The organism is Sphingorhabdus buctiana (genome assembly GCF_042680825.1).
GTDB lineage: Bacteria > Pseudomonadota > Alphaproteobacteria > Sphingomonadales > Sphingomonadaceae > Sphingorhabdus_B > Sphingorhabdus_B buctiana.
The window spans coordinates 66471-91778 of sequence record NZ_JBHUEL010000011.1 but is presented as its reverse complement, the minus strand read 5'-3'; the positions used below and the strand labels follow the sequence as shown (position 1 = coordinate 91778).

25 protein-coding genes are annotated in these 25308 nt (G+C 58.1%); 16 read left to right on the top strand and 9 right to left on the bottom strand.

The features are described from left to right. The first annotated feature begins 50 nt into the window (after positions 1 to 50). The 10 genes from tgt to ACFSAG_RS12920 all read left to right on the top strand — a co-directional run bounded on the left by tgt (position 51) and on the right by ACFSAG_RS12920 (position 10209). A complete protein-coding gene (gene tgt / locus ACFSAG_RS12965; protein WP_381515555.1) occupies positions 51 to 1178 on the top strand; it encodes a tRNA guanosine(34) transglycosylase Tgt in 1128 nt (375 codons plus the stop codon). After that, a complete protein-coding gene (locus ACFSAG_RS12960) occupies positions 1175 to 3883 on the top strand; it encodes a bifunctional [glutamine synthetase] adenylyltransferase/[glutamine synthetase]-adenylyl-L-tyrosine phosphorylase (protein WP_381515553.1) in 2709 nt (902 codons plus the stop codon). Before tgt ends, ACFSAG_RS12960 begins: the two co-directional genes overlap by 4 nt. Beyond that, entirely contained in the window at positions 3880 to 4341 is a 462-nt protein-coding gene (locus ACFSAG_RS12955) for a peroxiredoxin (RefSeq protein WP_381515550.1), read from the top strand. Before ACFSAG_RS12960 ends, ACFSAG_RS12955 begins: the two co-directional genes overlap by 4 nt. Then, a complete protein-coding gene (locus tag ACFSAG_RS12950; protein WP_381515547.1) occupies positions 4341 to 5087 on the top strand; it encodes a TSUP family transporter in 747 nt (248 codons plus the stop codon). Before ACFSAG_RS12955 ends, ACFSAG_RS12950 begins: the two co-directional genes overlap by 1 nt. Next, positions 5078 to 5875, top strand: a complete 798-nt coding sequence (locus ACFSAG_RS12945) for a ferritin-like domain-containing protein (RefSeq protein ID WP_381515544.1) — start codon at positions 5078 to 5080, stop codon at positions 5873 to 5875. Before ACFSAG_RS12950 ends, ACFSAG_RS12945 begins: the two co-directional genes overlap by 10 nt. A gap of 144 nt (positions 5876 to 6019) precedes the next feature. Next, entirely contained in the window at positions 6020 to 6700 is a 681-nt protein-coding gene (locus ACFSAG_RS12940; RefSeq protein ID WP_374612640.1) for a M23 family metallopeptidase, read from the top strand. A gap of 99 nt (positions 6701 to 6799) precedes the next feature. Beyond that, positions 6800 to 7141 (top strand): HesB/IscA family protein, encoded by a 342-nt coding sequence (locus ACFSAG_RS12935; protein WP_381515540.1) that lies wholly within the window; start codon positions 6800 to 6802, stop codon positions 7139 to 7141. Between the two features lie 31 nt (positions 7142 to 7172). Beyond that, entirely contained in the window at positions 7173 to 7946 is a 774-nt protein-coding gene (gene xth, locus ACFSAG_RS12930) for an exodeoxyribonuclease III (protein WP_381515538.1), read from the top strand. A gap of 24 nt (positions 7947 to 7970) precedes the next feature. Next, positions 7971 to 9113 (top strand): serine hydrolase domain-containing protein, encoded by a 1143-nt coding sequence (locus ACFSAG_RS12925; RefSeq protein WP_374612633.1) that lies wholly within the window; start codon positions 7971 to 7973, stop codon positions 9111 to 9113. A 55-nt stretch (positions 9114 to 9168) separates the two neighbouring features. Continuing rightward, the gene (locus ACFSAG_RS12920; RefSeq protein WP_381515535.1) at positions 9169 to 10209 is read left to right on the top strand and encodes an oxygenase MpaB family protein; all 1041 of its coding nucleotides are present in this window, start codon (positions 9169 to 9171) and stop codon (positions 10207 to 10209) included. Here the strand turns inward: ACFSAG_RS12920 and ACFSAG_RS12915 are convergent. From ACFSAG_RS12915 to ACFSAG_RS12905, 3 genes are read right to left on the bottom strand one after another with little or no spacing between them, the layout of a single operon-like run. Next, positions 10099 to 10491: a hypothetical protein gene (locus ACFSAG_RS12915; protein ID WP_381515532.1), complete on the bottom strand. Its 393-nt coding sequence runs from the start codon at positions 10489 to 10491 to the stop codon at positions 10099 to 10101. The two genes, ACFSAG_RS12920 and ACFSAG_RS12915, sit on opposite strands and share 111 nt — an antisense overlap. Positions 10492 to 10530: 39 nt before the next feature. Continuing rightward, positions 10531 to 11856: a PQQ-dependent sugar dehydrogenase gene (locus ACFSAG_RS12910; RefSeq protein WP_381515529.1), complete on the bottom strand. Its 1326-nt coding sequence runs from the start codon at positions 11854 to 11856 to the stop codon at positions 10531 to 10533. Between the two features lies 1 nt (position 11857). Beyond that, the gene (locus ACFSAG_RS12905) at positions 11858 to 12064 is read right to left on the bottom strand and encodes a hypothetical protein (RefSeq protein ID WP_381515526.1); all 207 of its coding nucleotides are present in this window, start codon (positions 12062 to 12064) and stop codon (positions 11858 to 11860) included. 80 nt (positions 12065 to 12144) lie between these two features. On the opposite strand from ACFSAG_RS12905, the gene ACFSAG_RS12900 reads away from it, so the two are divergent. Continuing rightward, positions 12145 to 12459 carry a hypothetical protein gene (locus ACFSAG_RS12900; RefSeq protein ID WP_374612625.1) on the top strand — a complete coding sequence of 105 codons (315 nt, stop codon included), beginning with the start codon at positions 12145 to 12147 and terminating at the stop codon, positions 12457 to 12459. A 56-nt stretch (positions 12460 to 12515) separates the two neighbouring features. Continuing rightward, complete coding sequence (locus tag ACFSAG_RS12895; RefSeq protein WP_374612624.1) at positions 12516 to 13187, top strand: glutathione S-transferase family protein; 672 nt, start codon at positions 12516 to 12518, stop codon at positions 13185 to 13187. Here the strand turns inward: ACFSAG_RS12895 and ACFSAG_RS12890 are convergent. After that, positions 13184 to 13618: a hypothetical protein gene (locus ACFSAG_RS12890; protein ID WP_381515521.1), complete on the bottom strand. Its 435-nt coding sequence runs from the start codon at positions 13616 to 13618 to the stop codon at positions 13184 to 13186. The two genes, ACFSAG_RS12895 and ACFSAG_RS12890, sit on opposite strands and share 4 nt — an antisense overlap. A 97-nt stretch (positions 13619 to 13715) precedes the next feature. On the opposite strand from ACFSAG_RS12890, the gene ACFSAG_RS12885 reads away from it, so the two are divergent. Further along, positions 13716 to 14243 carry a TetR/AcrR family transcriptional regulator gene (locus tag ACFSAG_RS12885; RefSeq protein WP_381515518.1) on the top strand — a complete coding sequence of 176 codons (528 nt, stop codon included), beginning with the start codon at positions 13716 to 13718 and terminating at the stop codon, positions 14241 to 14243. Here ACFSAG_RS12885 and ACFSAG_RS12880 read toward each other — a convergent pair whose 3' ends face one another. Further along, positions 14244 to 16544 carry a CDC48 family AAA ATPase gene (locus tag ACFSAG_RS12880; protein ID WP_381515515.1) on the bottom strand — a complete coding sequence of 767 codons (2301 nt, stop codon included), beginning with the start codon at positions 16542 to 16544 and terminating at the stop codon, positions 14244 to 14246. A 307-nt stretch (positions 16545 to 16851) separates the two neighbouring features. On the opposite strand from ACFSAG_RS12880, the gene ACFSAG_RS12875 reads away from it, so the two are divergent. Then, complete coding sequence (locus ACFSAG_RS12875) at positions 16852 to 17727, top strand: LysR substrate-binding domain-containing protein (RefSeq protein ID WP_381515513.1); 876 nt, start codon at positions 16852 to 16854, stop codon at positions 17725 to 17727. Positions 17728 to 18624: 897 nt separating this feature from the next. Here ACFSAG_RS12875 and ACFSAG_RS12870 read toward each other — a convergent pair. Genes ACFSAG_RS12870 through ACFSAG_RS12855 form a run of 4 tightly spaced genes read right to left on the bottom strand, consistent with a single transcriptional unit; the run spans position 18625 to position 22843 of the window. Further along, positions 18625 to 19698 (bottom strand): serine hydrolase domain-containing protein, encoded by a 1074-nt coding sequence (locus tag ACFSAG_RS12870; RefSeq protein WP_381515510.1) that lies wholly within the window; start codon positions 19696 to 19698, stop codon positions 18625 to 18627. A gap of 47 nt (positions 19699 to 19745) precedes the next feature. Beyond that, on the bottom strand, positions 19746 to 20537 hold the full coding sequence (locus ACFSAG_RS12865) for an SDR family oxidoreductase (protein ID WP_381515507.1): 792 nt from the start codon (positions 20535 to 20537) through the stop codon (positions 19746 to 19748). A 2-nt stretch (positions 20538 to 20539) separates the two neighbouring features. Then, positions 20540 to 21676 (bottom strand): acyl-CoA dehydrogenase family protein, encoded by a 1137-nt coding sequence (locus ACFSAG_RS12860; RefSeq protein WP_374612609.1) that lies wholly within the window; start codon positions 21674 to 21676, stop codon positions 20540 to 20542. A gap of 3 nt (positions 21677 to 21679) precedes the next feature. Next, positions 21680 to 22843, bottom strand: a complete 1164-nt coding sequence (locus ACFSAG_RS12855; protein WP_381515504.1) for an acyl-CoA dehydrogenase family protein — start codon at positions 22841 to 22843, stop codon at positions 21680 to 21682. Between the two features lie 164 nt (positions 22844 to 23007). On the opposite strand from ACFSAG_RS12855, the gene ACFSAG_RS12850 reads away from it, so the two are divergent. Further along, positions 23008 to 23853 carry an SDR family NAD(P)-dependent oxidoreductase gene (locus ACFSAG_RS12850; protein WP_381515501.1) on the top strand — a complete coding sequence of 282 codons (846 nt, stop codon included), beginning with the start codon at positions 23008 to 23010 and terminating at the stop codon, positions 23851 to 23853. Beyond that, a complete protein-coding gene (locus ACFSAG_RS12845) occupies positions 23850 to 25295 on the top strand; it encodes an MFS transporter (RefSeq protein WP_374612603.1) in 1446 nt (481 codons plus the stop codon). Before ACFSAG_RS12850 ends, ACFSAG_RS12845 begins: the two co-directional genes overlap by 4 nt. Positions 25296 to 25308: the final 13 nt, after the last annotated feature.

The following is a 25308-nucleotide window of genomic DNA, read 5'->3' as shown; positions in this document are numbered from 1 at the left end:
CCATGTGCGCCCGATAGCGCGAAAAGATTTGCCCAGCTATGGCGAAGCGCATGCAATCCCGATTCGATTTCAAAATCAATGCGACCGACGGAAAAGCCCGCACCGGCAGCATCCAGATGCTGCGCGGTGAAATCCGTACGCCTGCTTTCATGCCCGTCGGCACCGCCGCCACGGTTAAGGCTATGCGACCCGCCGAAGTGCGCGCCACCGGTGCGGACATCATATTAGGCAATACCTATCATTTGATGCTTCGGCCAACTGCAGAGCGGATGGCGCGTTTAGGCGGCTTGCACAAATTCATGGGATGGGACCGGCCGATCCTGACCGACAGCGGCGGCTATCAAGTGATGAGCCTGTCGAGCCTTCGCAAGATAACCGAGGAGGGCGTGACCTTCCAAAGCCATCTCGACGGATCGCGGCATATGCTGTCACCCGAGCGATCGATGGAAATCCAGCGCTTGCTGGGTTCGGATATCGTGATGGCGTTCGACGAATGCCCTGCCAATGGTGTGTCGCGCGAAGAGGCGGCGAAATCGATGGCGCTGTCGATGCGCTGGGCAAAACGCAGCCGCGACGGTTTCGACAGCGGCGGTGAGCATGCCGAGCGCGCGGCGCTGTTTGGAATCCAGCAGGGGTCGCTCGATGAAAAGCTGCGCAAGGAAAGTGCGGATGCCCTGATCGATATCGGTTTTGATGGCTATGCCGTGGGCGGCCTTGCCGTGGGTGAGGGGCAGGAGGCGATGTTTGGTTGCCTTGATTATGCACCCGACATGCTTCCAACTGACAGGCCGCGATACCTGATGGGTGTGGGCAAACCCGACGATCTGGTTGGGGCGGTTGAGCGCGGCATCGACATGTTCGATTGCGTGTTGCCGACTCGCAGCGGCCGCAACGGGCAGGCTTTTACCTGGAACGGCCCGGTCAATATCCGCAACGCCAAACATGCCGAGGACCAGGGCCCGCTCGACGAACGTTGCGATTGCCCGGTTTGCACGACATGGAGCCGCGCCTATCTCCACCACCTAGTCCGCTCGGGCGAGATTTTGGGGGCGATGCTGATGACGCAGCACAACCTGCATTTCTACCAGAGCCTGATGGCCGGGATGCGCGCCGCGATAGCCGAAGGCCGGTTCGCGGCATTCGCGGCTGATTTCCGGAGGGATTATCTGCGGAAATGAGAGAAGTTGCTGCTGCCCTTTCGCGTGCTGAGGGAAACAGCCCGTTTTTGTGCCAGCTGATTGAGCGGCAACCGGATCTGGTAGCGGTAATCAAATCCGGGGATTTCGACGCTGCTTTGGCGCAATCGCTGGCGATTGAATGCGAAAATGATCCAGCCGCTACGCTGCGCCAGCAACGACAGGCAGTGGCGCTGGTTACGGCGATTGCCGATCTGGCTGGCGTTTGGGACTTGGCGCGCGTTACGCGCATCCTTTCCGATTTCGCTGACAGCGCGCTTGATACTGCGATTGCGGCTGCCTTTGCCGAGCGCGTGCCCGACGCATCCGTGCAGGGATTTGCGGTGATAGGCCTTGGCAAGCATGGCGGCCAGGAACTCAACTATTCGTCCGATATCGATCCCATCTTCCTCTATGACCCCGAAATATTGCCGCACCGCGAACGCGAGGATGTGGCCGATAGCGCGGTCCGCATTGGGCGTCGCGTAATCGAACTTCTCTCCGCGCGTGACGAAAATGGTTATGTCTTCCGCGTCGACATGCGGCTGCGACCCTCGCCCGAGGTGACGCCGATTACCATCCCGGTCGAAGCGGCGATCAGCTATTATGAGTCGAGCGCGCTGGCATGGGAGCAGGCTGCCTTCATCCGCGCGCGTGCAGCAGCAGGTGACAAGGCGCTGGGCGAATATTTCCTCAAAAGCATCCAGCCATTCGTCTGGCGGCGCAGCCTCGATTTTGGCCAGCTTGCCAACATCCGCAAGATGAGCGGGCAGATCCGCGATCATTATCATAAGGGGCAGCGGCTCGGCCCCGGCTATGATCTGAAACGGGGGCGGGGTGGCATCAGGGAGTGTGAATTTTTCGCACAAGCGCATCAACTGATCCATGGCGGGCGCGATCCCGGCCTGCGTATGGCCGATACGCGCACCGCGCTTGCCGCATTGGCAGAGCGCGAACGAATTGGTTCGCAAGAGGCTGGCACATTGGCCGACGCTTACACATTGCTGCGAACCATCGAACACCGGTTGCAAATGCTCGACGACCGGCAAACCCATAGCCTGCCTGAAAATCCAGCCGATCTGGATCGCGCCGCAAGGCTCCACGGATTGGACGATGGTGCCGCGCTCGTCGCGCTGCTTGAGCCAGTGGTGACCAGCGTGGGTGCGATTTACGACGGACTGGCGGGCGAAGAAGAGGAGAGCACGAAGCGGCTCGCCGACGAGGGGTTGCCGCTTGAAGATCAATTGTCAGCTTTGGGCTATGCCGATCCGCCAGCCGTGGCACAGCGTTTGGCACGCTGGCGCAGCGGGCAATTGCGCGCGATCCGATCAAGCTCTGCTCGCGAAGCGTTCGAGACAGTCCTGCCCAAGATCATGGAAGCGCTGGCTAAGGCGCCCGATCCTTCCAATGCGCTCGCTCGTTTCGATAATGTGATCGAGGCGCTGCCGAGCGCGATCAATTTTTTCAACCTCCTCGATGCGCGCCCTGCCTTGCTGCAGTTGCTGGCGGATATATTGAGTTATGCGCCGACCTTGGCCGATGCGTTGGCCCGCCGCGGCGAGCTCCTCGAAGGGTTGATCGACGCCAGCGCATTCAAGCTGCCCGAAAGTTGTGAGGCGCTGCTCGCCGAACTCGACTCCCGCATTGTGGATGATGATTACCAGACGCTGCTCGATCTTGTGCGCGCCTTTGTCGGCGAAAAGCGCTTTGCCTTTGGCGTGCAATTGGTCGAGGGTCAGCAGGATCCGCTCGCGGTTTCACACGCCTATGCGATGCTCGCCGAGGTCGCCGTGTTGAAGCTGACCTCGGCAACCGTTGCCGAATTCGAACGTGCCCATGGAAAGGTACCCGGAGGCGAACTCGCAATTCTGGCACTCGGCCGCTTTGGCGGTGAAGCGCTTACCCATGCCTCGGACCTTGACCTGATCCTGCTGTTTTCAGGCGATCATGGCGAGGAATCGGATGGGGCTCGTCCCTTGGGTGCGACGCAATATTTCAATCGCCTCGCCCAGCGTGTTGTGGGCGCCTTGACGGTCGCAACCGCCTCCGGCGCTCTATATGAGGTGGATACGCGGCTTCGCCCATCAGGGGCGCAAGGGCTGCTGTGCGTTTCCTTCGAAAGCTTTGCAAAATACCAGCGCGAAGAGGCGTGGACCTGGGAGCATATGGCACTCACGCGTGCGCGGCCGGTTTATGGTTCTCCCTCGGCTCGAACAAAGCTGAAAGAAATCATTGCTGAAACGCTGGTTGCGCCGCGCGATGCTACGAAACTCACCGAGGATATCGTCAAAATGCGGGGCGACATGGCGACGCACAAACCACCCAAAGGCCCGCTTGATGTGAAGTTGTTGCCGGGTGGGTTGGTCGATGCCGAATTCACCATTCATGCGCTGCAACTGCGCCATGCAAAGGGCCTGCATCCGCAACTGGATAAGGCCGCTGACGAACTTGTTTCTACGGGACTTTTGCCGGAAGGATTCGGTCAGGCGCAGGCGTTATTGACACGGTTGCTCGTCATGCTGCGGCTGGTCGCGCCTGATTGCGAAATCCCCTCCGAACCCGCGCAAGCCGTGGTTGCAAAGGCGCTGGGATTTGCCAATTGGGGTGATGTCATGGCGGCTATCGAAGCTGCACGCAGCCTGATTTCCGCCGAATGGCAGGGCATCGGGCAGCGAATGAATGATGGATTTCAGGAGAATGGAATATGACCGACGTGAACGACAGCCTTCCCGCCGTCACGGTAAAAGATAGCGCTGGAAATGATGTTGCGCTTGGCTCGCTGGCAGGGCCGCTAGTGCTTTATTTTTATCCCAAGGCGGACACCCCCGGCTGCACCAACGAAGCGAAAGATTTCACCGAACTGCATGGCGACTTCGCCAAGGCAGGGGTGGCGGTTTACGGCATGTCGAAAGACAAGCCTGCGAAGCTGGCAAAGTTTGCTGACAAATATGGGCTCAAGGTAACCCTGCTTTCTGACGAGGAAAGCGATGCCACCGAACAGATGGGCGTCTGGGTCGAAAAATCGATGTACGGCAAGAAATATATGGGCATCGAACGCTGCACCTTCCTCGTCGGCAAGGATGGCAAGGTGGCCCGCGTCTGGCACAATGTGAAGGTAAAGGGCCACGCTGCCGAGGTGCTGGAGGCTGCCAAAGCAGTCGGCTGATGTCGTCTTTTGCCGCCGCCTTCCTGATCGTCACCGCATTCCTGACGGCGTTGTTATCAGGAATATTCGGCATGGCAGGCGGGCTGGTTTTGATGGGCGCTTTGGCGTTCGTCCTGCCGGTCTCGGCTGCGTTCGTGACGCATGGATTGCTGCAACTGGTCGCCAATGGCTGGCGCGCGATCCTGCATCGCCAGCATATCGCTTGGCCGATTATCTGGAACTATGCGATCGCCTCGGCGGTCGCAGCCGCCGCTGTGCTGGCGATCGGCTTCATGCCGTCAAAACCGTTGCTGTTCCTGCTGCTAGGGTTGGTACCGATGCTTGTCTGGTTGCCCAAGCAGTGGTTGCAACTCGATGCTTCAAGAGCGCCGCATGCGCTGGTTTCAGGGTTCCTCGTAACCGGGCTTAACCTCAGTGCCGGGGTGGCGGGCCCGTTGCTCGATATCTTTTTCGTTCGTACTCAACTTAGCCGGCACCAGATTGTAGCGACCAAGGCGGCGACGCAGGTGTTCAGCCATTTGGCGAAGATCATCGTTTACGGCAGTCCCTTGCTTCTCGCCGACGGCGGCGGCGTGCCCCCGTGGTGGGTGTTCGCCTTGGCCATTCCTGCTTCGATGCTTGGCACCACCGCAGGCGGCTGGGTGCTTGATCGGCTGACCGATGCCAATTTCAAGCGCTGGACGGCGTGGATCGTTACCGCCATAGGCCTCTTTTATCTCTGGAAGGCTTGGGATTTATGGTTCTGACGCTCGGCGAAGCGTGCAAATCGGTATTGGAATCCGCTGACCCGCAGGCAAAGCTGATGCGGGCACGATCGGTGGCACGCGATTGGCGCTTGGGGCGGCTGGAACATCGTTTTGATGCGGAAATGCCCGATTATCCGGCGCGTCCTGACCAGCCGGAGCTGCTTGCCCCTCGCTTCATGCCGAAGCGCCGCCGCGCTGGCTCTGAACGGGCCCGCGTCGCCATGCTGCATGCGCTGGCGCATATCGAATTTGTCGCGATAGACTTGGCGTTTGACCTAGTTGGCCGTTTCGGCGGGCAGTTCCCGCGCGATTTCGCCGATGACTGGCTGCGCGTCGGCGCGGACGAAGCGATGCATTTCGCTGTGCTTGATCGGCGGCTGAAACAGTTGGGAAGCCATTATGGCGCCATGCCCGCGCATGACGGATTGTGGGAGGCTGCGTACGCCACGCGCGACGATGCACTGGCACGGCTGGCGATCGTTCCGATGGTGCTGGAGGCAAGGGGACTGGATGTCACCCCGGCCACGGTCGAACGATTCGAAGCGCAGGGCGATTCGGCGTCCGCACGTATCCTGCAGCGCATCTATAATGACGAAATTCGTCATGTTTCGGCTGGAACCAAATGGTTTGAATCGGGTTGTCGATCAGCCGAACTGTTACCGAAATCTTACTGGAAAATGCTGGTAAACCGCCACTTCCGCGGCGCAATTAAGCCGCCATTTAACGACTCGGCGCGTTCGAAGGCCGGTTTAACGCGCGATTATTACATGCAGGTTGCATTGTCCTGACGGTCCCGCCAGACCCCAATCACATAAGGGGTGGGCAGAAAACTGCCGCAACATTTGGGGATAATTCCACACGAAAGTGCGGATTGCTACAAAGGGTCGTAAAAGCACATGCTACACAGCGTTTTGGCCTCAGGCCAATCACTGATGGGGAAAGTGTTACTTGCAGCTAGCCTTGTTGCTTCGGCATCGGTTGCTACGCCTGCACTTGCCAATTCCGCCGCAGCCGCATCGGACGCCTTCCGTGTGAAGCCCGAAGATGTTGCCGCGAACAAGACCGCGCTTGGCGTGGCAGATCCCGAATTCCGCGCCTTGCATGACGGCTGGGGCCAGGCCAATGGCTCGGCTCGCAAGAACCGCGTTGCTGTTCCTTCGATCAATCCCGTCGAAACGATGCGCATGACCAGCCAATATGGCTATCGCACCGATCCGTTTCAGGGCCGCCGCAAGAACCATAAAGGCCTCGATATCGCTGGCCCGATTGGTACCCCGATTTATGCAACCGCCGATGGTGTTGTCGGTCGTGCACAATGGGTTTCAGGCTATGGCAAGTATGTAGAGGTCGAACATGGCAATGCCATCCAGACCCGCTATGGCCATCTTTCTGCAATGAACGTCTATTCTGGCCAGCGCATCCGCAAGGGTGACATTATCGGCTTCATGGGTTCGACCGGCCGTTCAACCGGCAGCCACCTTCATTATGAAGTCCGCATCGCTGGCGAACCGGTCAATCCGACCAGCTTCCTTGAGCCTGCAACAAAAGTGTCAAATATCTTGATTGCTTCCAAGGATACTGATAGCAAATCGGTAGGCGGTCCTGCTGAGTAAGCATTTCTGGCCGTAAACGCATCACCTTTGGGAGAGGGTGTAAATCTGGGGCTGGCTTGGTGGAGACACCTTGCCGCCCTTTTTGTTTGTCCCTACATAATGGACATGAACATGGCTCCCGACATCCAGCTTTTGCCAAATGCCGCGAAACGCGTAGCGGAAATTGCCCAGAAACTGGGCAAAGCCCCATTGCTGCGCCTTTCGGTCGAAGGTGGCGGTTGCTCGGGTTTTCAATATCGTTTCGGCCTCGCCGACACCATTGAGGCCGACGATACCATCGCCGAATCAGGTGATGCCAAGCTGGTGGTCGATTCGGTCAGCCTCGATCTCGTTCGGGGCTCGGCGGTCGATTTCATCGAATCGCTCGGCGGCAAAAGTTTCCAGGTTACCAACCCCAATGCCCAGTCAGGTTGTGGCTGCGGTTCCAGCTTTTCGGTTTGATGCGGGCGTGACCCCTCGCTAGGGTCGCCAAATGCGCATCGCCACATTCAATATCAACGGCATCAAGGCACGCCTCCCGCGCCTTCTCGAATGGCTTGAGGAAACCCGGCCTGACATCGCTTGCCTGCAGGAAATCAAAACGCAGGATGAAGGCTTCCCTGCGGCAGAATTTGAGCGATTGGGCTATGGCGCAATCTGGCATGGGCAAAAGGGTTTCAACGGTGTTGCCATCCTTGCCCGCGATGCCCAGCCAGTTGAAAGCGGACGCGGACTTGCCGGTGATCCGGAAGATGTCCATTCACGCTATCTGGAAGCAGATGTGCATGGCGTGCGTGTGGCGTCGATCTATTTGCCCAACGGCAATCCGGTGCCAGGGCCAAAATTCGACTATAAGCTTTCATGGATGAAGCGGCTGCGCGCTCGCGCAGCGGAGCTTGCGATGCTCGAACTGCCGGTGGTGCTGGCGGGTGACTATAATGTCATCCCGCACGACCATGATATCTGGTCGACCAAGGCGTTGCTCGACGATGCGCTTCGCCAGCCCGAAAGCATCGCTGCCTATCGCACGCTTCTTGCCGACGGCTGGACTGACGCGTTGGCAACGCATTACCCGCAAGGGCGGGTCTGGACCTATTGGGATTACCAAGCGGGTGCATGGCAACAGGACCATGGTTTTCGCATCGATCACCTGTTGTTGAGCCCTGTCGCTGCCGACCGGCTTGTGGCGTGCGGAGTCGACAAGGCGCATCGTGGCCGTGAAAAGGCGAGCGACCATGCGCCAACATGGATAGAACTCAGCGATTAGGAAAATACAGGGGAGGGGAGAATCATGAACAGCCGACAGATGCTGGAAGAGGCCTTCGCACAATCGGGGCTTCCCGGTGCAGTGGCGTTGATTGCCGACCGTGATGGCGTTCGCTTGGTTGAGGCATTTGGCCATGCCGATGCAACGACCGGAGCTGAAATGGAGGTCGACACCGTCTTCCAGATCGCTTCCATGACCAAGGCGATCGTCTCTGCCGGGGCCATGCAACTGGTTGAAAGCGGCAAGCTAAATCTTGATACGCCCATTTGCGATCTGCTTCCGCAACTGGCGAATCCGCAGGTGCTGACGGGCTTTTCCGACAGCGGTGAACCGCAACTACGCCCAGCATCGCGTCCCATAACATTGCGCCACCTGCTGACCCACACTGCGGGCCTCGGCTATTTCTTCATCCGGCCCGAAGTGTTGCGCTATTTCGCGGTCACCGGAATGCCTGCCCCCGGATCGCTTGCGTCGATCGAGATGCCCTTGCTTTTCGATCCCGGTGAGAATTGGGAGTATAGCGTCGCGACTGACTGGGTGGGATTGGCGGTCGAGGCGGCGAGCGGACAGCGCCTCGGTGATTATCTCGAAGCCAATATGTTCGCCCCCTTGGGAATGACGGCAACCGCGTTTCGGGAGGCATTGCCCGAGGATGCGGCACGCGTCCATGCGCGCTCGCCCGAAGGCGGCTTTGCGATCCAACCAATGTTCCTTGGCGGCGGGGAGTTTGATGCAGGGGGCGGTGGCCTTTCGTCGACTGCGCATGATTATGCCCGTTTCACCCGGATGATCCTGCGCGGTGGCGAATTGGATGGCCAGCGTATCCTTTCGGAAGCCAGCGTTGCGGAAATGGGACGCAACCAGATCGGGTCGATCCGCGCGGGTTATATGGGAACGGCAATGCCCGATCTTGCGCAACCCTTTGATACCTTCCCCGACCAGCATACCGGCTGGGGCCTCGGTTTCCTGATCAATCCCGAACAGGGCCCAAATGGCCGGGCGCCCGGCAGCCTTGCCTGGGCTGGCATTTTCAACAGCTATTACTGGATCGACCCGGCCAATGGGATCACCGGGGTGATGATGAGCCAATTGGCGCCCTTTGGCGATACTGGTGCGCTGGGTTTCTTCGGTGCCATGGAGCGCGCGGCCTATGGGATTGGCGCTTGACTTCGGATAGTTAATCGCGCGATTAAATCGGCTGGTTTGGAGGAGAGACCAGCCGATGAATGCCCCCATTCGCAAACCGTTACCGCCATTTGATTATACGCAACCCCCCGGCGCGCCGGCCTTTCTGGCTCCGGACTCCGTCGCATGGCGGGTGTACAAAAACCAGATAGCCTTGGGCATCGGCGGCGTCGCGGCGGTGCTGCTGGAATTTGCCGACCCGCGCATCCGTTCGGGTGTTTGGGATCATTCGATTTACAAGGTGGACCCTATCGGGCGGTCGCAACGCACCGGCTATGCCGCGATGATTGGCGTCTATGGGCCGCAGGCAGCTGCCCGCCGCGTGATCGAAGGCGTCAACCGCATGCACGCCAAGGTTGAGGGCGAAACCCCGGGTGGCATCGCCTATTCCGCCAAGGACCCGGAATTGCTCGATTGGGTCAGCGCAACCGCTGCTTACGGCTTCCTGACCGCATATGACCGCTTTGTCGCACCGCTCTCGATCGCCGATCAGGAACGCTTCTATAGCGAAGGAACGCCCGTTGCCGAACTATATGGTGTGCAAAACAAGGTGAGCAGCCGCGCTGATTTCTTCGCGATGATGGAAAAGCTGGCCCCGCGTTTCGAACGGCATCCGATCAACAAGGAATTTTTGGATATCATCCAGTCGGGCAAGGCCGCGCCCAATATCCCGCGCTTTCTGCACCGGGCGCTGGCACGCGCTGCGGTTTCGATCCTGCCACCTTTGGTGCGCGACAAACTGGAACTGGGGCGCGAATATGATCTGACGCTGGCTGATCGTATTGCCCTGAAGCTGGTCGCCCGCGCTGCAGAGCGCAAGCACGACCCAGAATCCCCGCCAGCGCAGGCGTGCGTCCGCCTCGGATTGCCCAGCAATTTCCTGTATCTGCGGCCAGCAGAGCAGCAACGCCTGTTGCGGATAGGCCTTAAACCTGTCGGCAGCAGTGCCGCCGACAGGCCGTATCGCTTATTTCGCCTCGATACGAACGACTGGCGCGCCGTCGCCGGGACGACGGTTGTAATTCAGCATCACCCATTCGATATGGCGCTTCTCACCCTTCAGGTCGACTGCGCGTGAGCATTTGCTAGGGCGATAGTTGGTCCGCACGTCCAGGTCTTGGCGACCGCCATTACGGAACTGAACCGAAAAGCTGTTGAGGTGGACTGCGCGGCCATAGACGCAGATGCGCACCGATTGGAATTTGCGCGGATTGTTGATTTGTACGGTATCGACATCCCCGCCTTTACCTACCTTTTGCTCAGCAATGACAGCCCAGCCTTGCTTGGCTTCTGCAGCCGAAAATGCCGAAACCGCTGACATGGCGGCGATTAACAGAAGACCATTTCGCACATTCATCATTACTCTCCCCCTCATTTTTACGGTTGTCGCAAAGGCAGTTTACTTTGCTTTTGCGCGCACCCGCCAGATGATGTTGCCGACATCGTCGCTGACCAGCAGGGCCCCGCTCTTGTCGATGGCAAGCATGGTCGGTCGGCCTTGGGCCTTTTCTTCCTTGTCGAGGAAACCCGTCAACACATTGAGCGGCTGTCCCGTCGGCATGCCGTTTTTGAACGGAACGAAGATCACGTCATAGCCCGATTTCGGTACGCGGTTCCACGAACCATGCCGCGCGATGAATGCGCCGCTGGTGAAGGCGCCGCCGAGTTTGGCGCGATCGGCAAATGCTAGGCCCAAAGGAGCCGTATGTGCACCAAGTGCATAGTCAGGGCGACGTTCATACTCACGCTTTTCCGGCTTTCCGGGTTGGACGCGATGGTCGGTAAAGCCGCCCCAATAGTGATGCGGCCAACCATAGTCGGCGCCAAATTCGACCAGCGCGAGATAATCAGGCACGGTGTCGGAGCCGAGCATGTCGCGTTCGTTGACAACCGTCCAGAGTTGTCCCTGGCTGTCCCAATCTAGCCCAACCGGGTTGCGCAAGCCTGAGGCATAAGCGCCGCTCTTGCCGGTTGCGAGATCGAGTTCGAGCACCCGCGCACGGCCGCGTTCGCTTTCCAGTCCATTTTCACCGATATTGCTGTTCGATCCCACGGCGATGTAAAGTTTCTTGCCGTCGCGGCTTGCCGCGAGGTTGCGTGTCCAATGGTTGTTGGGTGCTTGCGCGTTAAGCGCTAGGATTTTCTTGCCCTTGGCACTGATCTTTGTGTCGCCTTCCTTATAGGGGAAAGCAAGGACTGCATCGGTGTTCGCAACGTAAAGCGTGTCGCCAATCAATGCCATGCCAAAGGGTGAGTTCAACCCTTCGATGAACGTGCTTTTGAGTTCAGGCTTGCCATCCCCATCCGCATCGCGTAGGAGGGTGATACGGTTGGCAGAGGGCACTGCAGCACCCGCCTTTTCAAAGAGCTTTGCCGCGATCCAGCCCTCGATACCCTTCATCCGGTTTGCTGGCGCGTTGGTTTCGGCAACCAATATATCACCGTTGGGCAGCACATATATGTTGCGCGGATGATCAAGGCCCTCGGCAAAGCGTTCGACGATCAATCCTTCGGCGGCAATCGGTGCTTCGCCTGCTTTCCACGGATCGGCTTCTGCCACTGAAACGGTGGGGAAGATCTGCTCGCGTGCTTCGGTGATTTCAGGCTTGGTGCCGGTCACCTTGTCGAGTGGAAGCTGTGCAATATCAGGGCGCGTCACATACCAGACGCCGATGCCGGCGAGCACCAGCACAAAGGCCAGGAATCCAAAGATGTGCTTGCGCATGTTAACGTCCTTTCGATCCACGCTTGCTGTCAAACAGCCAGATGAGAATGGCGAGCAGGCCACCGACAACAAAACCGCTGATCATGCCGATCGAAGGTTCGTTCAGCGCGATCCCGGCGATTGAGCCGATGAGCAGCCCGACAAAAAGGAAGATGCCGCCGCCAAGACGAGGGCGGGCTGGAGCTTGATTTTGTTCCTGATCATTCATGCAGGCGTCTTTGCCATCGAATAGGGGGGCGGAGCAAGCGGCATCGTCGCAGCTTCGGACGCTAACCATTTGCTAACCACATGGCGGAAGGCTTCGTCCATGCATTTTGGGTAAACCGCTTTTCGCAGGCGGGCCACACCCCGGTCGGCCTGCCACCCGGAAATTCCAAGAGGTCGCACTCATCCATGTATTTGCCGCTTTATGTCGACGCCCGTGATGTCAACGAGGCGCAGGCCCTTATTGCCCGTTTCGGATTCGATGCAGGTGTTGAGGCTGCGGAACGCGCCGAGAAAAGCCGTAATGTCGGCAACCATCTGCACTATTGCCGTTGGCGGCAGATTGAACGGCTTGTCACTTTGCTCAACCTTGAGACCACGCTCGGCACAATTCATTGAAGTTTTAGCCGAACTGGCGCTTCCATTTCTGCATCAGAGTGCCTAACAGGACCGCCATGTGGCAGCTCCTGCAATTCCCCCTTTGTCCGTTTTCGCGCAAGGTTCGCCTGCAAATGGGCGAGAAGGGAATTGCCTATAGCCTCGTGCGTGAAAACCCGTGGGAACATCGCGACGAATTTCTCTATATGAACCCGGCCGCCCGCACCCCGGTGTTGATAGATCCTGCACGCAACCTGACCTTGTGCGATTCCGTTGCGATTACGGAGTATATCGAGGAGGTCAGCGATACGGCACCGATGATCAGCGGATCCGCCGCGTATCGTGCGGAAATCCGTCGGTTGACGGCCTGGTTCGATCAGCAATTTTTTGGTGATGTGACAGCGCCGCTGCTGCACGAACGGATGAAGAAGAGGCTTGTCCATCGTCAGCCACCTGACAGCACTGTGCTGCGGGAGGCGATGCGTCTGGCCAACGGACACCTCGATTATATCGACTATCTGATCGATCACCGCGCATGGATGGCCGGCCCGACGATGAGCATGGCCGATCTGGCCGCAGCCGCGCAGATTTCAGTGGCCGACTATCTTGGCGGCATTGACTGGAGCGGGCACGAACAGACCAAGAGCTGGTATTCAATGTTCAAGAGCCGCCCCAGTTTCCGCCCGCTCCTTTCGGAACGCATGGAGGCGATAACGCCTCCGCCCTATTACGAGCAGGTTGATTTCTAATCGGTCCCTGCGCCTTGCAGTGCGCCGGTTTTTAGCAACGGAACCAGCAAAAACAGCAGCAACAGCGTATTAGAAACGATGTTGAGTGCGAACCCGGTTGCGTAGGAAATATAGCCGTCAATCACATACCAAATGATGGTTGCCACCAACACTGCGCGCCAAAACGGGGCTGCATCGTCGCGAGATAGTTTGAAAACCGCGTTGCACATTCCGAGCAAAGTCATGCCCCAACCGATGCTGACCGCACCCATCAGGCCCAGCGAAAAACGATGATGTGGGTCGGGTTGGCCGGGGAAGGGATTGCCCAGAAGATCGAATATCGGCCGCACCACGCTGTCGGTTGCTGCAAACGCGCCGCTCGACAGCACTACGCCAAAGATCACTACGCCCCATGCCCACAGCCTCAGCCAATTTTTCCAAAAGTCAGTCATGGCAATCTCCTTCCCATTCGATTATCTGTGTAGCACATGCTACAATAATGTAGCAGTCGCTACAAGAGCTAAATGTGCATAAGCGGATGGAATGGATGTGAGCAAAACCGATGAACGGCGTTCGGTTATCGTGGATCGGCTCGCCGACCATGTGCTGGCGCACGGTCTTGTGTCTGCGAGCCTTCGTCCGCTGGCGAAGGCTGCGGGTACCAGCGACCGTATGTTGCTATATTATTTTGCCGACAAATCCGAATTGCTGGCAGCGACACTGCAACGCATTGCCGAGCGCATGACCGAAGCCATGGCAGCAAAAGTATCGCCCGAGCCATTGCCGCTCGACCTGTTGCGGAAACGTCTTGCAGGCATGCTGTTTGAAGATCGGTTCTGGCCTTATATGTGCGTCTGGATCGAATTGGCTAGCAGGGCCGCACGCGGCGACCCGCTATATGCGCCTATCGCCCAAGCCATCGGCCAGGGCTTTCTTGCATGGGGCGAAGCCCAACTGGCAGCCGACAGCGATGAAGCCCGTTCGCGGGATGCAGCTCGGTTGCTGGTCTCGATTGAAGGCATGGTGCTCGTTCGCGCCATCGGCCTTTCGGAAACAGTCGACCGCAGCCTCGGTTGATCAGGGCTCGTGCTTAGACGCGCGCACTGGCTTCACCATTCCGGGCGTCACGAAACCCATGCCTTCCGGAATCATCGCTGCCTGTTTCAGCTTTGATTCCATCGAACGATATTCTTCCTCCATCTCTGGCGTAACGGTAGCGCGGCTTGCATTCAGCGCTTGGCTGAAATGGCTCATGCGTACCTCATTGGCATCGCGGCCACCTTCACGCAGGGCAAACAGGCCAGCACGCCTGACAAGGTCTTCAAGGTCTGCTCCCGTATATCGATCGGTCCGTTCGGCGATTTCGTCCAGATCGACATCCTTGCCCAGCGGCATGCGCGATGTGTGGATACCCAATATGCGCCGGCGTCCACCTTTGTCGGGAACGGTTACGTAAACCAGTTCGTCGAAGCGACCGGGGCGCAGCAGCGCCGCGTCCATCAATGTGGGGCGATTGGTCGCACCGATGACCACGACCGACTGCAATTCCTCCAGACCGTCCATTTCGGCGAGCAACGTGTTCACGACACGCTCGGTAGCCTGCGGTTCGCCGCCGCCACGGCCTCGCGCTGGGGCAAGGCTGTCAATCTCATCGATGAAAATGACTGTCGGGGCGACTTGCCGCGCGCGGGCAAAAAGTCGGGCAATCTGCTGCTCGCTCTCGCCATACCATTTGCTCAACAGGTCGGATGATTTGGTGGCGATGAAATTGGCCTCGCTTTCGCGTGCCACTGCCTTTGCAAGCAGGGTCTTACCTGTGCCCGGAGGTCCATAGAGCAGAAAGCCCTTGGCCGGGCGGATACCGAGTCGGTGGAATGCCTCCGGGTTTTTGAGCGGAAGCTCGATTCCCTCTTTCAGCTTCGCTTGTGCTTCGTCGAGCCCGCCGACATCTTCCCAACGGACATTAGGCGATTGCACCATCACTTCGCGCATCGCCGATGGCTGCACGCGCTTGAGAGCTTCGACAAAATCGTCGCGCGTCACCTTCAGTGTTTCGAGCACTTCGGGCGCAATCGTCCCGCTCGAAAGGTCAAGCTTGGGCATGATGCGTCGGACGGCTTCGATAGCGGCTTCGCGGCTCAACGCGTTAAGGTCTGCACCGACAAAGCCATAGGTTGTGCGGGCGAGCTCGCGCAGCGAAACCTTGGCATCGAGCGGCATCCCGCGCGTGTGGATGGCGAGAATTTCGCGCCGACCGCTTTCATCGGGAACGCCGACAATGATTTCGCGGTCGAAACGGCCGGGGCGACGCAGCGCTTCGTCCAACGCTTCAGGGCGATTGGTTGCCGCGATGACAACCAGATTGGTTCGTGGCTCCAGCCCGTCCATCAGGGTCAGCAATTGGGCAACAAGGCGCTTCTCTGCTTCACCATGCACCTTGTCGCGCGAGGGAGCGATCGAATCGATCTCATCGATGAACAGGATCGACGGTGCTGCCTTGGTTGCCGCAGCAAAAATCTCCCGCAGTTTCTTTTCGGATTCGCCATAAGCGGAGCCCATGATTTCCGGGCCGTTGATCACGAAAAACTCGGCTTCACTTTCGTTCGCAACCGCACGGGCGAGCCGCGTCTTGCCGGTTCCCGGCGGGCCGTGCAGCAATACGCCGCGCGGCGGATCTACACCCAACCGGGTGAACAATTCCGGATAGCGCAGTGGCAGTTCTACCATCTCGCGCAATTGGCGGATCGTGTCAGTCATGCCGCCAATGTCGTCGTAAGTCACATCGGCACGACGCACATCGCCGTCGTCGCTATACTCGGCGCGCAGTTCGACCTCGGTTTCCTGGTCGATATGAACAACTCCCTTGGGGTTTGTCGACACAACGACCAGCCGGATTTCGGTCAAGGCGAAAGCGGGGGCGGCGAGCATTTGGGCCAATTGCGGTGGCAGGTTTTCTGGCGCCACCCTCTGCTGGCCGTGCGTTGCCACAACATCGCCGGCAACCATCGCGCGGCCGATGAAATTGCGTTTCAGGGCATCGCCCGGGCCTTCAAGCCGGATTTCGGGCTGTGCCGGCGCAAATATCACGCGCTTTGCCGCGACCGAGGCAACCTTCTTGACTTCGACATGGTCGCCCGCTCCAGCCCCCGCATTTGCGCGTTGGAGGCCGTCGAGGCGGATAACCTTCAGCCCTTCATCTTCGGGATATGGATCGACGGCCCGGGCAACCGTGGTTCGTTTGCCGATGATTTCGATGACATCGCCTTGCTGCAAGGCGTGGCCAGCCATGAATTCGCGGGAAAGGCGGGCAAGACCGCGACCGGAATCTTCGGGCCGGGCATTGGCAACCTGGAGTTTGTTGGTTTTTTCTTTCGCCATAGTCTGGTTACCTTTGGTCCAAACCCCTGATTTTCAAGATAGGGTGCGTGAACTGTTGGGGCAACGGGCAAAAAAAGAGGCCGGGGGTAAACCCGGCCTTTGGAAAGTCTTACTTTAGGAGAGGATGCCTGTAAGGCCTGACCTATATGCGGCTCTTCCATTTTTTGTGCAAGTGCGAAGAAAACAATTAGGGTTGCAATTTTTGCAATCTGAACTAGCTTTCAATTCACGAAAAACAGGCGCGAACAGGTAGAGGATGTAATATCCCGTCTTTTTTGCGCCGCACAAATAAGTGAGACCTCCCCAGATGCGACGCCTGCCACCGTTACGATCATTGGAAGCCTTTGTCCGGATCGCTAAACTGGGTTCGGCAAAGGCTGCCGCGTCTGAACTTGCGCTTTCGCCTCCGGCGCTCAGTCGGCGAATCAAGGCGCTCGAAGATTTCATGGGTAAGCCGCTTTTTGAGCGCAAGGCGCAGGCTATGATCCTGAATGCGGATGGCAATGCGCTGCTCAAGGCAATCGAACCCGCGCTCGAGGCGATGGCAGAAACGGTCGAGGAACTATCCGGGCAGGGCGGTGAGTATCGCCTTCGCCTTGGTGTATTGCCGCTATTCGGATCACAACGCCTGATTCCAAAATTGCCCGAGCTGCGAAAGCTGTTTCCCAAGCTTCACATCGACGTTGATACTTCCGCCCACGCTGAAAACCTGCTGGGGGATGTGGTCGATGCCGCAATCATCATCGCCGACCAAGTGGATCCGCGCCTTTACGCCGTTCGACTCGATCGCAACAATGTCTATGCGATTGCCTCGGATACAATGGCGCGCGAGCAAAAACTGCAGAAACCGGCGGACCTGAAAGATCATACAGTTCTTGTCCACAGCGACATGCCTCTGATCTTTAATGCCTGGCGCGAAGCCGTTGGCGAGCCGCGACTCAAGCCGGCAGCGATCGATCATATCGACAGCGGCCCTTTGATGCTTGAGGCAGCCGCAAATGGCCTGGGCGTGGCAATCATGCATGGCAGCCATTTTTCCGATGCGAAGGATCCGCGCCTGGTGCGCCTTTTCGATGTCGAGGTCGAAAGTCCGTACAGCTATTGGTTCGTTTGCAGGCCACGGGCCCTCAAACAGAGGGCAGTCCGGATATTCCATGATTGGCTGCTGAAATCCGGTGTTTGAGTAAAAGGCCGAGAGACGGGGTGGTGTGAACCCCGCCCTCGGCAGGATGTTGGCATAGGGAGATCTATGCCAACCGGGTCGCAACCCCCGATTGGCACCGGAAAGGGATTCGCACGCGTGACGGCCATCACGCACCCCAAAATTCTGTTAAATCGTGAAATGTCGAACCTGGACCAAATCCGGCGGCGCAAAAATAAATGGGCGCTGGTATTGCTACCAGCGCCCACTGCGCCTGATTTTGGAAGTCCTTGGCCTCAAGGGCCATTCTTTCCGCTCTCTGGCGTCCGGCTCGCTGGCGGCCCCGAAGGGTCGCCAGTTTGCCTGACTGCTTTCGGTATCCTGCCCGGCGTTGGCTTTTGGCGGTGAGGCCTAGGCCCGCACATGACGTTCGTTGTCCGGCAGCAACCTCTGCTTTCCTGCTTCTTCCGCTTTCGCTTCTGAAACGCTCTGGCGAGGTATCTGGCAGTTCCTTCGTTCCGCTCTGCTTCCCGTCTCCGTTCCGCTTTGCTTTCCGGCTTCCCTGCCTGACAACTTCAAGCTCTCATCGAAGGCCGAGTCGGGCAACGGGATTCTCGCGACTTATCCACAGTCGGACCGGATTGAAGTGGATAAAATGGAGAACAACCGAAGACGTTTCAGTCGATTGAAACTTTGCGATTCATGCCGGTAATATTCGCACAAACGAATACGGCCTTCACGCTGTGCATGAAGGCCGTTCGTATCAACGGGCGGGCGGGGAGAGGAGGAGGAGAGTGCCCGGCCCATCAATGTTTCGAAAGTTTCGCTTTCGTTGAGGGGCATTTGGCGATTGCGACTTCATTGTGCAATTGCGAAAAGAAAAAGGCCAGTTGCACGAAATGCAACTGGCCTTTTCAAACTCGTTTATCGGATTGCGTACTAGGCAGCCATTGCTTGCCAGGTCGCCATAACCAACGCAAATCCGCGGGCATCACCGGTGGTAGTACCCTCCATCCGGTTCATGACATAAGAAAAGCTCGATTGCGTATCCATGTCGATAATTGCAACTGAGCCGCCATAACCGCCCCAATAGCAACTGTTTGCGTTGGGTAATGGAACCATTCCGCCTGGCAGGCCGAAGCCCATACCGAACCGCACCGGTATGCCCAGCACGAGATCGGTTCCTTCGACCTGGCACTCGAGTGCACGGCGACAACCAGCTTCGGATAGGAAGCGTTTGCCCTTGGCAACGCCGCCATTGGCAAGGATCGCGTGGATCTCGGCAACTGAACGCGCATTGCCTGTACCACCCGCCGCTGGGATTTCGGCCCCGCGCCATGCCCTTTTGGTGGTTTCGCCAACATCTATGCCGGGATTGGTCGCCATGTTTTTTTGCAAGTCGGAACCCGCTTGCGCTCCAACGGCGACTGGTGGCGGTTGCAAGGTGGCAACCCGGCTGTCTTCCGAAGCTGGCAAGCCGATATGGAAATCAGCGCCCAACGGTTCGGCAATTTCCTCACGGAAAACGGTACCGATTGTCTTGCCGGTTGCGCGGCGGACGACTTCGCCGATCAGATAGCCCTGCGTCAGCGCGTGATAGCCCGGGGCCGTCCCCGGCTCCCAAAAAGGCGCCTGTCGGGCCAGCAGGTCGGTGCACTTCGACCAATCATACAGATCTTCGCGTTGCAATTGTTCCTTCCAGCCAGACAATCCGGCCGAATGGCTCAAAAGCTGCGCAATCGTCACATCTTCCTTGCCCTCGGCAGCAAATTCAGGCCAGAATTTAGCCACCCGATCGTGCAGATCGAAAACACCGCGGTCGGCGAGCATAAGCGCGGTAAGCGCGGCCATCGTCTTGGTCGTCGAATAGACGTTGACGATGGTATCGCGCTCCCACTCACTCGTCTTTTCCGGGTCGGCGTGGCCGCCCCAGATGTCGATCACGGTTTCGCCGCCTTGCGTTACGCAAAAGGAGGCACCGATATCCGCACCACTTGCGAGGCTGGCCTCCATAACGGACTTAACGCCCGCATATTTGCCCTCTGCAAGGCCCGATACGCTCACGCGTCGATGCTCGGTGAACCGATGTTGGCGTGGGCCACGCCGCCATCGACGGTGATGGTATCGCCAACGACATAGTTGCCCGCATCCGAGGCAAGGTAGATGGCAGCCGCTGCCATATCTTCGGCGACGCCGATGCGCTTGTTCGGAATGTTGCCGGCTACAGCGTCGGCATGGTCGCGTGCAGCGCGGTTCATGTCGGATGCAAAGGCACCTGGCGCGATCGCGGTGACATTTATCTGATCCTGCACCAACCGTGCGGCCATGCGCTTGGTCAGGTAAAGGATCGCGGACTTGGATGCATGGTAGCTGTAGGTTTCCCATGGGTTGAGGCGAATGCCGTCGATCGAGCCGATATTGATGACTTTGGCAGGATGGGCCTTGGTCGCGGCAGCCTTAAGCAGCGGGTACAGCGCTTGTGTCAGGAAGAAGGGGCCCTTGACGTTGAGGTCCATAACCTTGTCCCAACCCGCTTCAGGGAACTCCTCAAAGGGTGCGCCCCAGGCAGCCCCGGCGTTGTTGACCAGGATATCGAGCTTTGGCTCGCGTTCGGCCAAGGCCGCAGCCAATGCCTTGCATCCTTCTACCGAGGAGACATCCATCGGCAGCGGAATGCAATTCGGGCCAAGCTCTGCCGCAGTCGCTTCACAGGCATCGGCCTTGCGTGAGTTGATATAGACCTTTGCGCCAGCGGCGATGAAACCCTCGGCCATATGACGGCCAAGGTTTTTCGAACCGCCGGTGACAAGAGCCACACGACCTTCGAGGCTGAAAAGTTTTTGCAAGTCCATGATCAATATCCGTTCAGTTTGGCCACGCGGTCGGCGTGGAAATAGATGTCGCCCATGAACTCGGCCAAAGCACGGTCGCGTTTCATATAAAGGCCGATGTCGTATTCGTCGGTCATGCCGATGCCGCCATGCATCTGTACGCCCTCACGTACCGAAAGGTTGCAGGCGAGCCCGGCTTTGGCCTTGGCAACCGAAGCATAAAGCTCTGCACGCGGATCTTCCTCGTCGAGGAAGTTCTGCGCCTTGAGGACCGCCGAACGTGCCATTTCCATTTCGCCATAAAGATGCGCGGCACGATGCTGCAGCGCCTGGAATTCACCAATGACGCGGCCGAACTGCTTGCGCTGTTTCAGATAGTCAAAAGTCAGGTCCATTGCGCCAGTGCCAACGCCAACCATTTCAGCAGCAGATCCGGTCCGTCCGGCATTGAGCATTTTCGAAAGAACGGCCCAGCCCCCATCGACATCGCCAATCACGGCGTCTGCAGTTACCTCTACGCCTTCAAAGGCTACACGTGCCGCCATTGCGGAATCAACGGTGCGCGCTGCTTCCATCGACAGGCCAGCAGCATCCTTTTCGACTGCGAACAGCGTCAACCCGTCGGTTTCGCCAACTGCGCCACCAGTCCGCGCTGCCACAATCAGCATGTCCGAGGAGCTACCTTGCACCACGAACTGCTTTGCGCCGCTCAGTTTGAAGCCATTACCGCTGCGCTCGGCCTTGAGGGCAATCTTTTCAGGATGGTGCTTCTTGCCTTCCTCCAGCGCGATGCCGATCACGGTCTCGCCGGCAAGGATGCCGGGGAACCAGCGATCGCGCATAGCCTTGTCGGCGGCTTTAAGCGCCTCGACAGCAACCACCGAGGTCGAAAGGAAGGGCGAGGGGGATAGGTTGCGCCCGATCTCCTCCAGCACAATGCCGGCTTCGACATGTCCCATGCCTAGCCCGCCATCGGCTTCGGGGATCAGGATGCCGGTAAAGCCCATTTCCGAGAATTGCTTCCACAGATCGTGGCTAAAGCCGTCCTTGCAATCCATGTCCCGATATTTGCGCAGGTGCGCGACGGGGGCTTCAGTCTTCATGAAGTCGCGCGCGCTATCGCGCAGCATCGACTGGTCTTCATTATAAGTCATTGCCATTGGTCAGGCTCCCGGCATGTCGAGAATGCGTTTTGCGACGACGTTAAGCATGACTTCGCTCGTGCCGCCTTCGATCGAATTAGCCTTGGTGCGGAGCCAATCGCGTGCCCGCTTGCCGCCGTTCGACCGTTCGCTCTCCCATTCGAGATAGTCCGAACCACCCGCAGCCATCACCAGTTCGTGCCGCTTTTTGTTTAGCTCGGTTCCGATATATTTCATCAAGTTCGAATAGGCCGGATGGGCTTTGCCGGTCTTCCATTCGTCCATGAAGCGCTCGCTATGTGCACGGAAAGCCAGGCTTTCGACGTCGAACATCGCCAGTTGTGCGCGCAGGATCGGCTCGTCGCCTAATGCATCCTTGAAGCCGCCACCAAGCGAAGCGGTGCCGCCATCGCCGCCGCCCATGCCGGAAATCATCTCACGCTCATGGCCGAGCAAATATTTGGCAACATCCCAACCGCGGTTTAGTTCGCCAACAATCTGGTGCTTGGGAACCACGACATTGTCGAAGAAGGTTTCGCAGAACGGCGAATAGCCCGAGATCAGCTTGATCGGCTTGGTGGTAACGCCCGGCGTTTCCATGTCGAACAGCAGGAAGCTGATGCCCTGATATTTGTTTTCCTTGTCGGTGCGAACAAGGCAGAAAATCCAGTCGGCTTTATCGGCATAGCTGGTCCAGATCTTCTGGCCGTTGACCACCCAATGGTCGCCCTTGTCTTCGCCAAAAGTCTGCAGCGAAACAAGGTCAGACCCGGAGCCCGGTTCCGAATAGCCTTGGCACCAGCGGATTTCCCCGCGTGCGATCTGCGGCAGGTAATGGCGCTTCTGTTCCTCGGTACCGAATTTCAGCAAAGCCGGGCCAAGCATCCAGATGCCAAAGCTTGACAACGGAACGCGCGCACCAGCCTTTGCCAGTTCGTTCCTGAAAATCTTGGTTTCAGCCGGTGAAAGGCCTGCGCCGCCATATTCCTTGGGCCAGTCGGGAACGGTCAGGCCCTTTTCGGCGCAGCGCTCCATCCAGACTTTTTGGGCCTCGCTCTGGAACACGAACTTGCGTCCGCCCCAGCAGGTGTCATCATCGCTTTTGATCGGCGTTTTCATTTCGGGCGGGCAATTTGCCTCTATCCACGCCCGGATTTCCGTCCGGAATGCATCCAGTTCGCTCATCGGGATTCTCCTAAAAAAGTGCCGAATCACTATGTCCCTTTGTGCGCTTTACGCAAGCGTCAACTTGCGAATGCTGCTTTCCGTAACGGCATTTTTGCGCCCGTTGACCGCGCCTTTTTAAGCAGACAGGATGGCAGCGAGAGAGTCGGGAAGAGGAGAGGAAGATGAGATTCGCTGGAAAGACTGCGGTGGTAACCGGTGCGGCGTCAGGTATCGGCAAGGCCACTTGCCTTCGATTGGCTGAAGAAGGCGCTACCGTTATCGCGGGAGATATCGACGAAGAGGGCGGAAGCGAACTTGCCGCCACTTCAAACGGCAAGATCATCTTCAAACGCACCGATGTCTGCAATGTCGATGACATAAAGGCATTGATGGATCTGGCAGCCCAAAAAACCGGCGGCATCGATATCGTCTTCAACAATGCCGGCGCCGTTGGCGATCGTGCGCCTATCGACGAAATCTCCCCCGAAGGCTGGGACCGGACGATGGACTTGCTGCTGCGCTCTGTCGCCATGGGTATCCGTTATGCGGTGCCGCATATGAAGGGCCGCCCGGGCGCCTCGATTGTGAATACCGCCAGCGTCGCCGCGCTTGGCGCGGGTTATTCGCCTTCGGCCTATGCGGTTGCCAAGATTGGCGTTCTGCACCTTTCGAAAATGGCTGCGGCGGAACTTGCGAAATTTGACATACGGGTCAACGCGATCTGCCCCGGTTTCATCAAGACCAATATCTTTGCTTCGGCGCTGGAAGTTCCGCGTGAAAATCGCGATGCAGCCAATGTCGTGATCCACGAAGTCGCCAATCAGGCTCAACCGGTCAAGGGCGGTGGCAATCCCGAAGATATCGCTTCGATGGTCGCCTATCTGGCCAGCAATGAAGCGCGCTTTATCACTGGCACACATATGGTGGTCGACGGTGGCATCACCATCGGCCCCCGCCACAGCTGGGATGAAAATGCCCCTGCGATGTTCGATTCGGTTCAGAACTTCGTTGGTGCGGCCCAGGAATGACGATCACCTCGGACGGGCGCGTTCCGACGCGCATCAAATTCTTTCACGGCTTTGGCAGCATCGCTTATGGCGTGAAGGAGAACGGCTTTTCGACCTTCCTGCTGCTGTTCTACAACCAGGTCATCGGTATGGATGCCCGGTTGGTGGGTGCAGCCTTGGCGATTGCCATGATCGTCGATGCCTTTGCCGACCCGATTATCGGGCATATGAGCGACCGAACTTATTCACGATGGGGCAGGCGACTGCCCTGGCTGTATCTGGCTGCCGTGCCTTTGGCCGCTTCGTGGATGCTTCTCTGGCATCCGCCCGGGCTCGAGGGGTGGCAAGCCTTTGCCTATCTGGTGGTTACCGCGATATTTGTGCGCACGCTTGTTTCAGCTTGCGAAGTACCATCTGTCGCGATCCTGCCAGAGCTGACCCAGGATTATGACGAACGAACCAGCCTGATGCGGCTGCGCTATCTGTTCGCTTGGGCGGGCGGGTTGCTGATGTTGTTCCTGGCTTATGGTGTGTTCCTTGTTTCTGACAAGGAAGGCGAAGTCGGCCAGCTGCTGGAGGAAGGCTATTGGACATATGGCATCACCGGTGCGTGCCTGATGGCATTCACCGTACTGCTATCGGCAATCGGACAGCACAAAAGGCTTGCCCACTTGCCTGCTTCCCAGCCTGACCGCACGACGATTGGAGAGGCGATGCGCGAAATCTGGCATTCGGTTTCGCACCCGACCTATTTGGTATTGATCTCGGCCGTCGCCTTTGCAGCGATAAGCACGCAGGTCACCTATGTGCTATCGAACTATCTCTACATCTTCGTATGGCGCTTTCCCGAACGCTGGTTCCAGGCCTATCCTTGGCTTCTCTTTGGCAGCGTCATCATCGCCTTTTTCCTTGTCGCCTATTTCAACAAGCTTTGGGGCAAGAAAGACTCGGCCTTCCGGTTCATTTTCATCAATGCCGGCTTTTGGATCACGCCCTTCCTGCTGTTTCTTGCTGGGTTCTGGCCGGAGACAGGAACCAATGTCTCGACAGCATTGGTGTTTGCCTTCTTCTTCATCGCCAATTGCTCGGGGGTAATCATCCAGATTTCGGTCGCGTCGATGATTGCCGATGTGGTCGAGGTGACCGAAGAGCATACTGGCCGGCGGTCGGAAGGTTTGCTCTATGCCGGCAACCTGTTCGTCAACAAATGCGCGACGGGTGCGGGCATCCTGATCGGCGGCTTTATCATCTCGATGGCAGGCCTGCCCGAAAAGGCAGACCCTGCTACCGTGCCCGGTCCGGTGATTGATACGCTCGTTATTGCCTACATCAGCACGATCGTCCTACTCGGTCTTGGCACCATCTGGCGTATCCGCAAATTCCCGATCACCCGCGCCGATCATGAAGAACGTGTTCGGCGTCTCGCCGAAGGCGAAAAAACAGTTGAAGCAAGGGCCGGATAGGCCCAAGGAAATC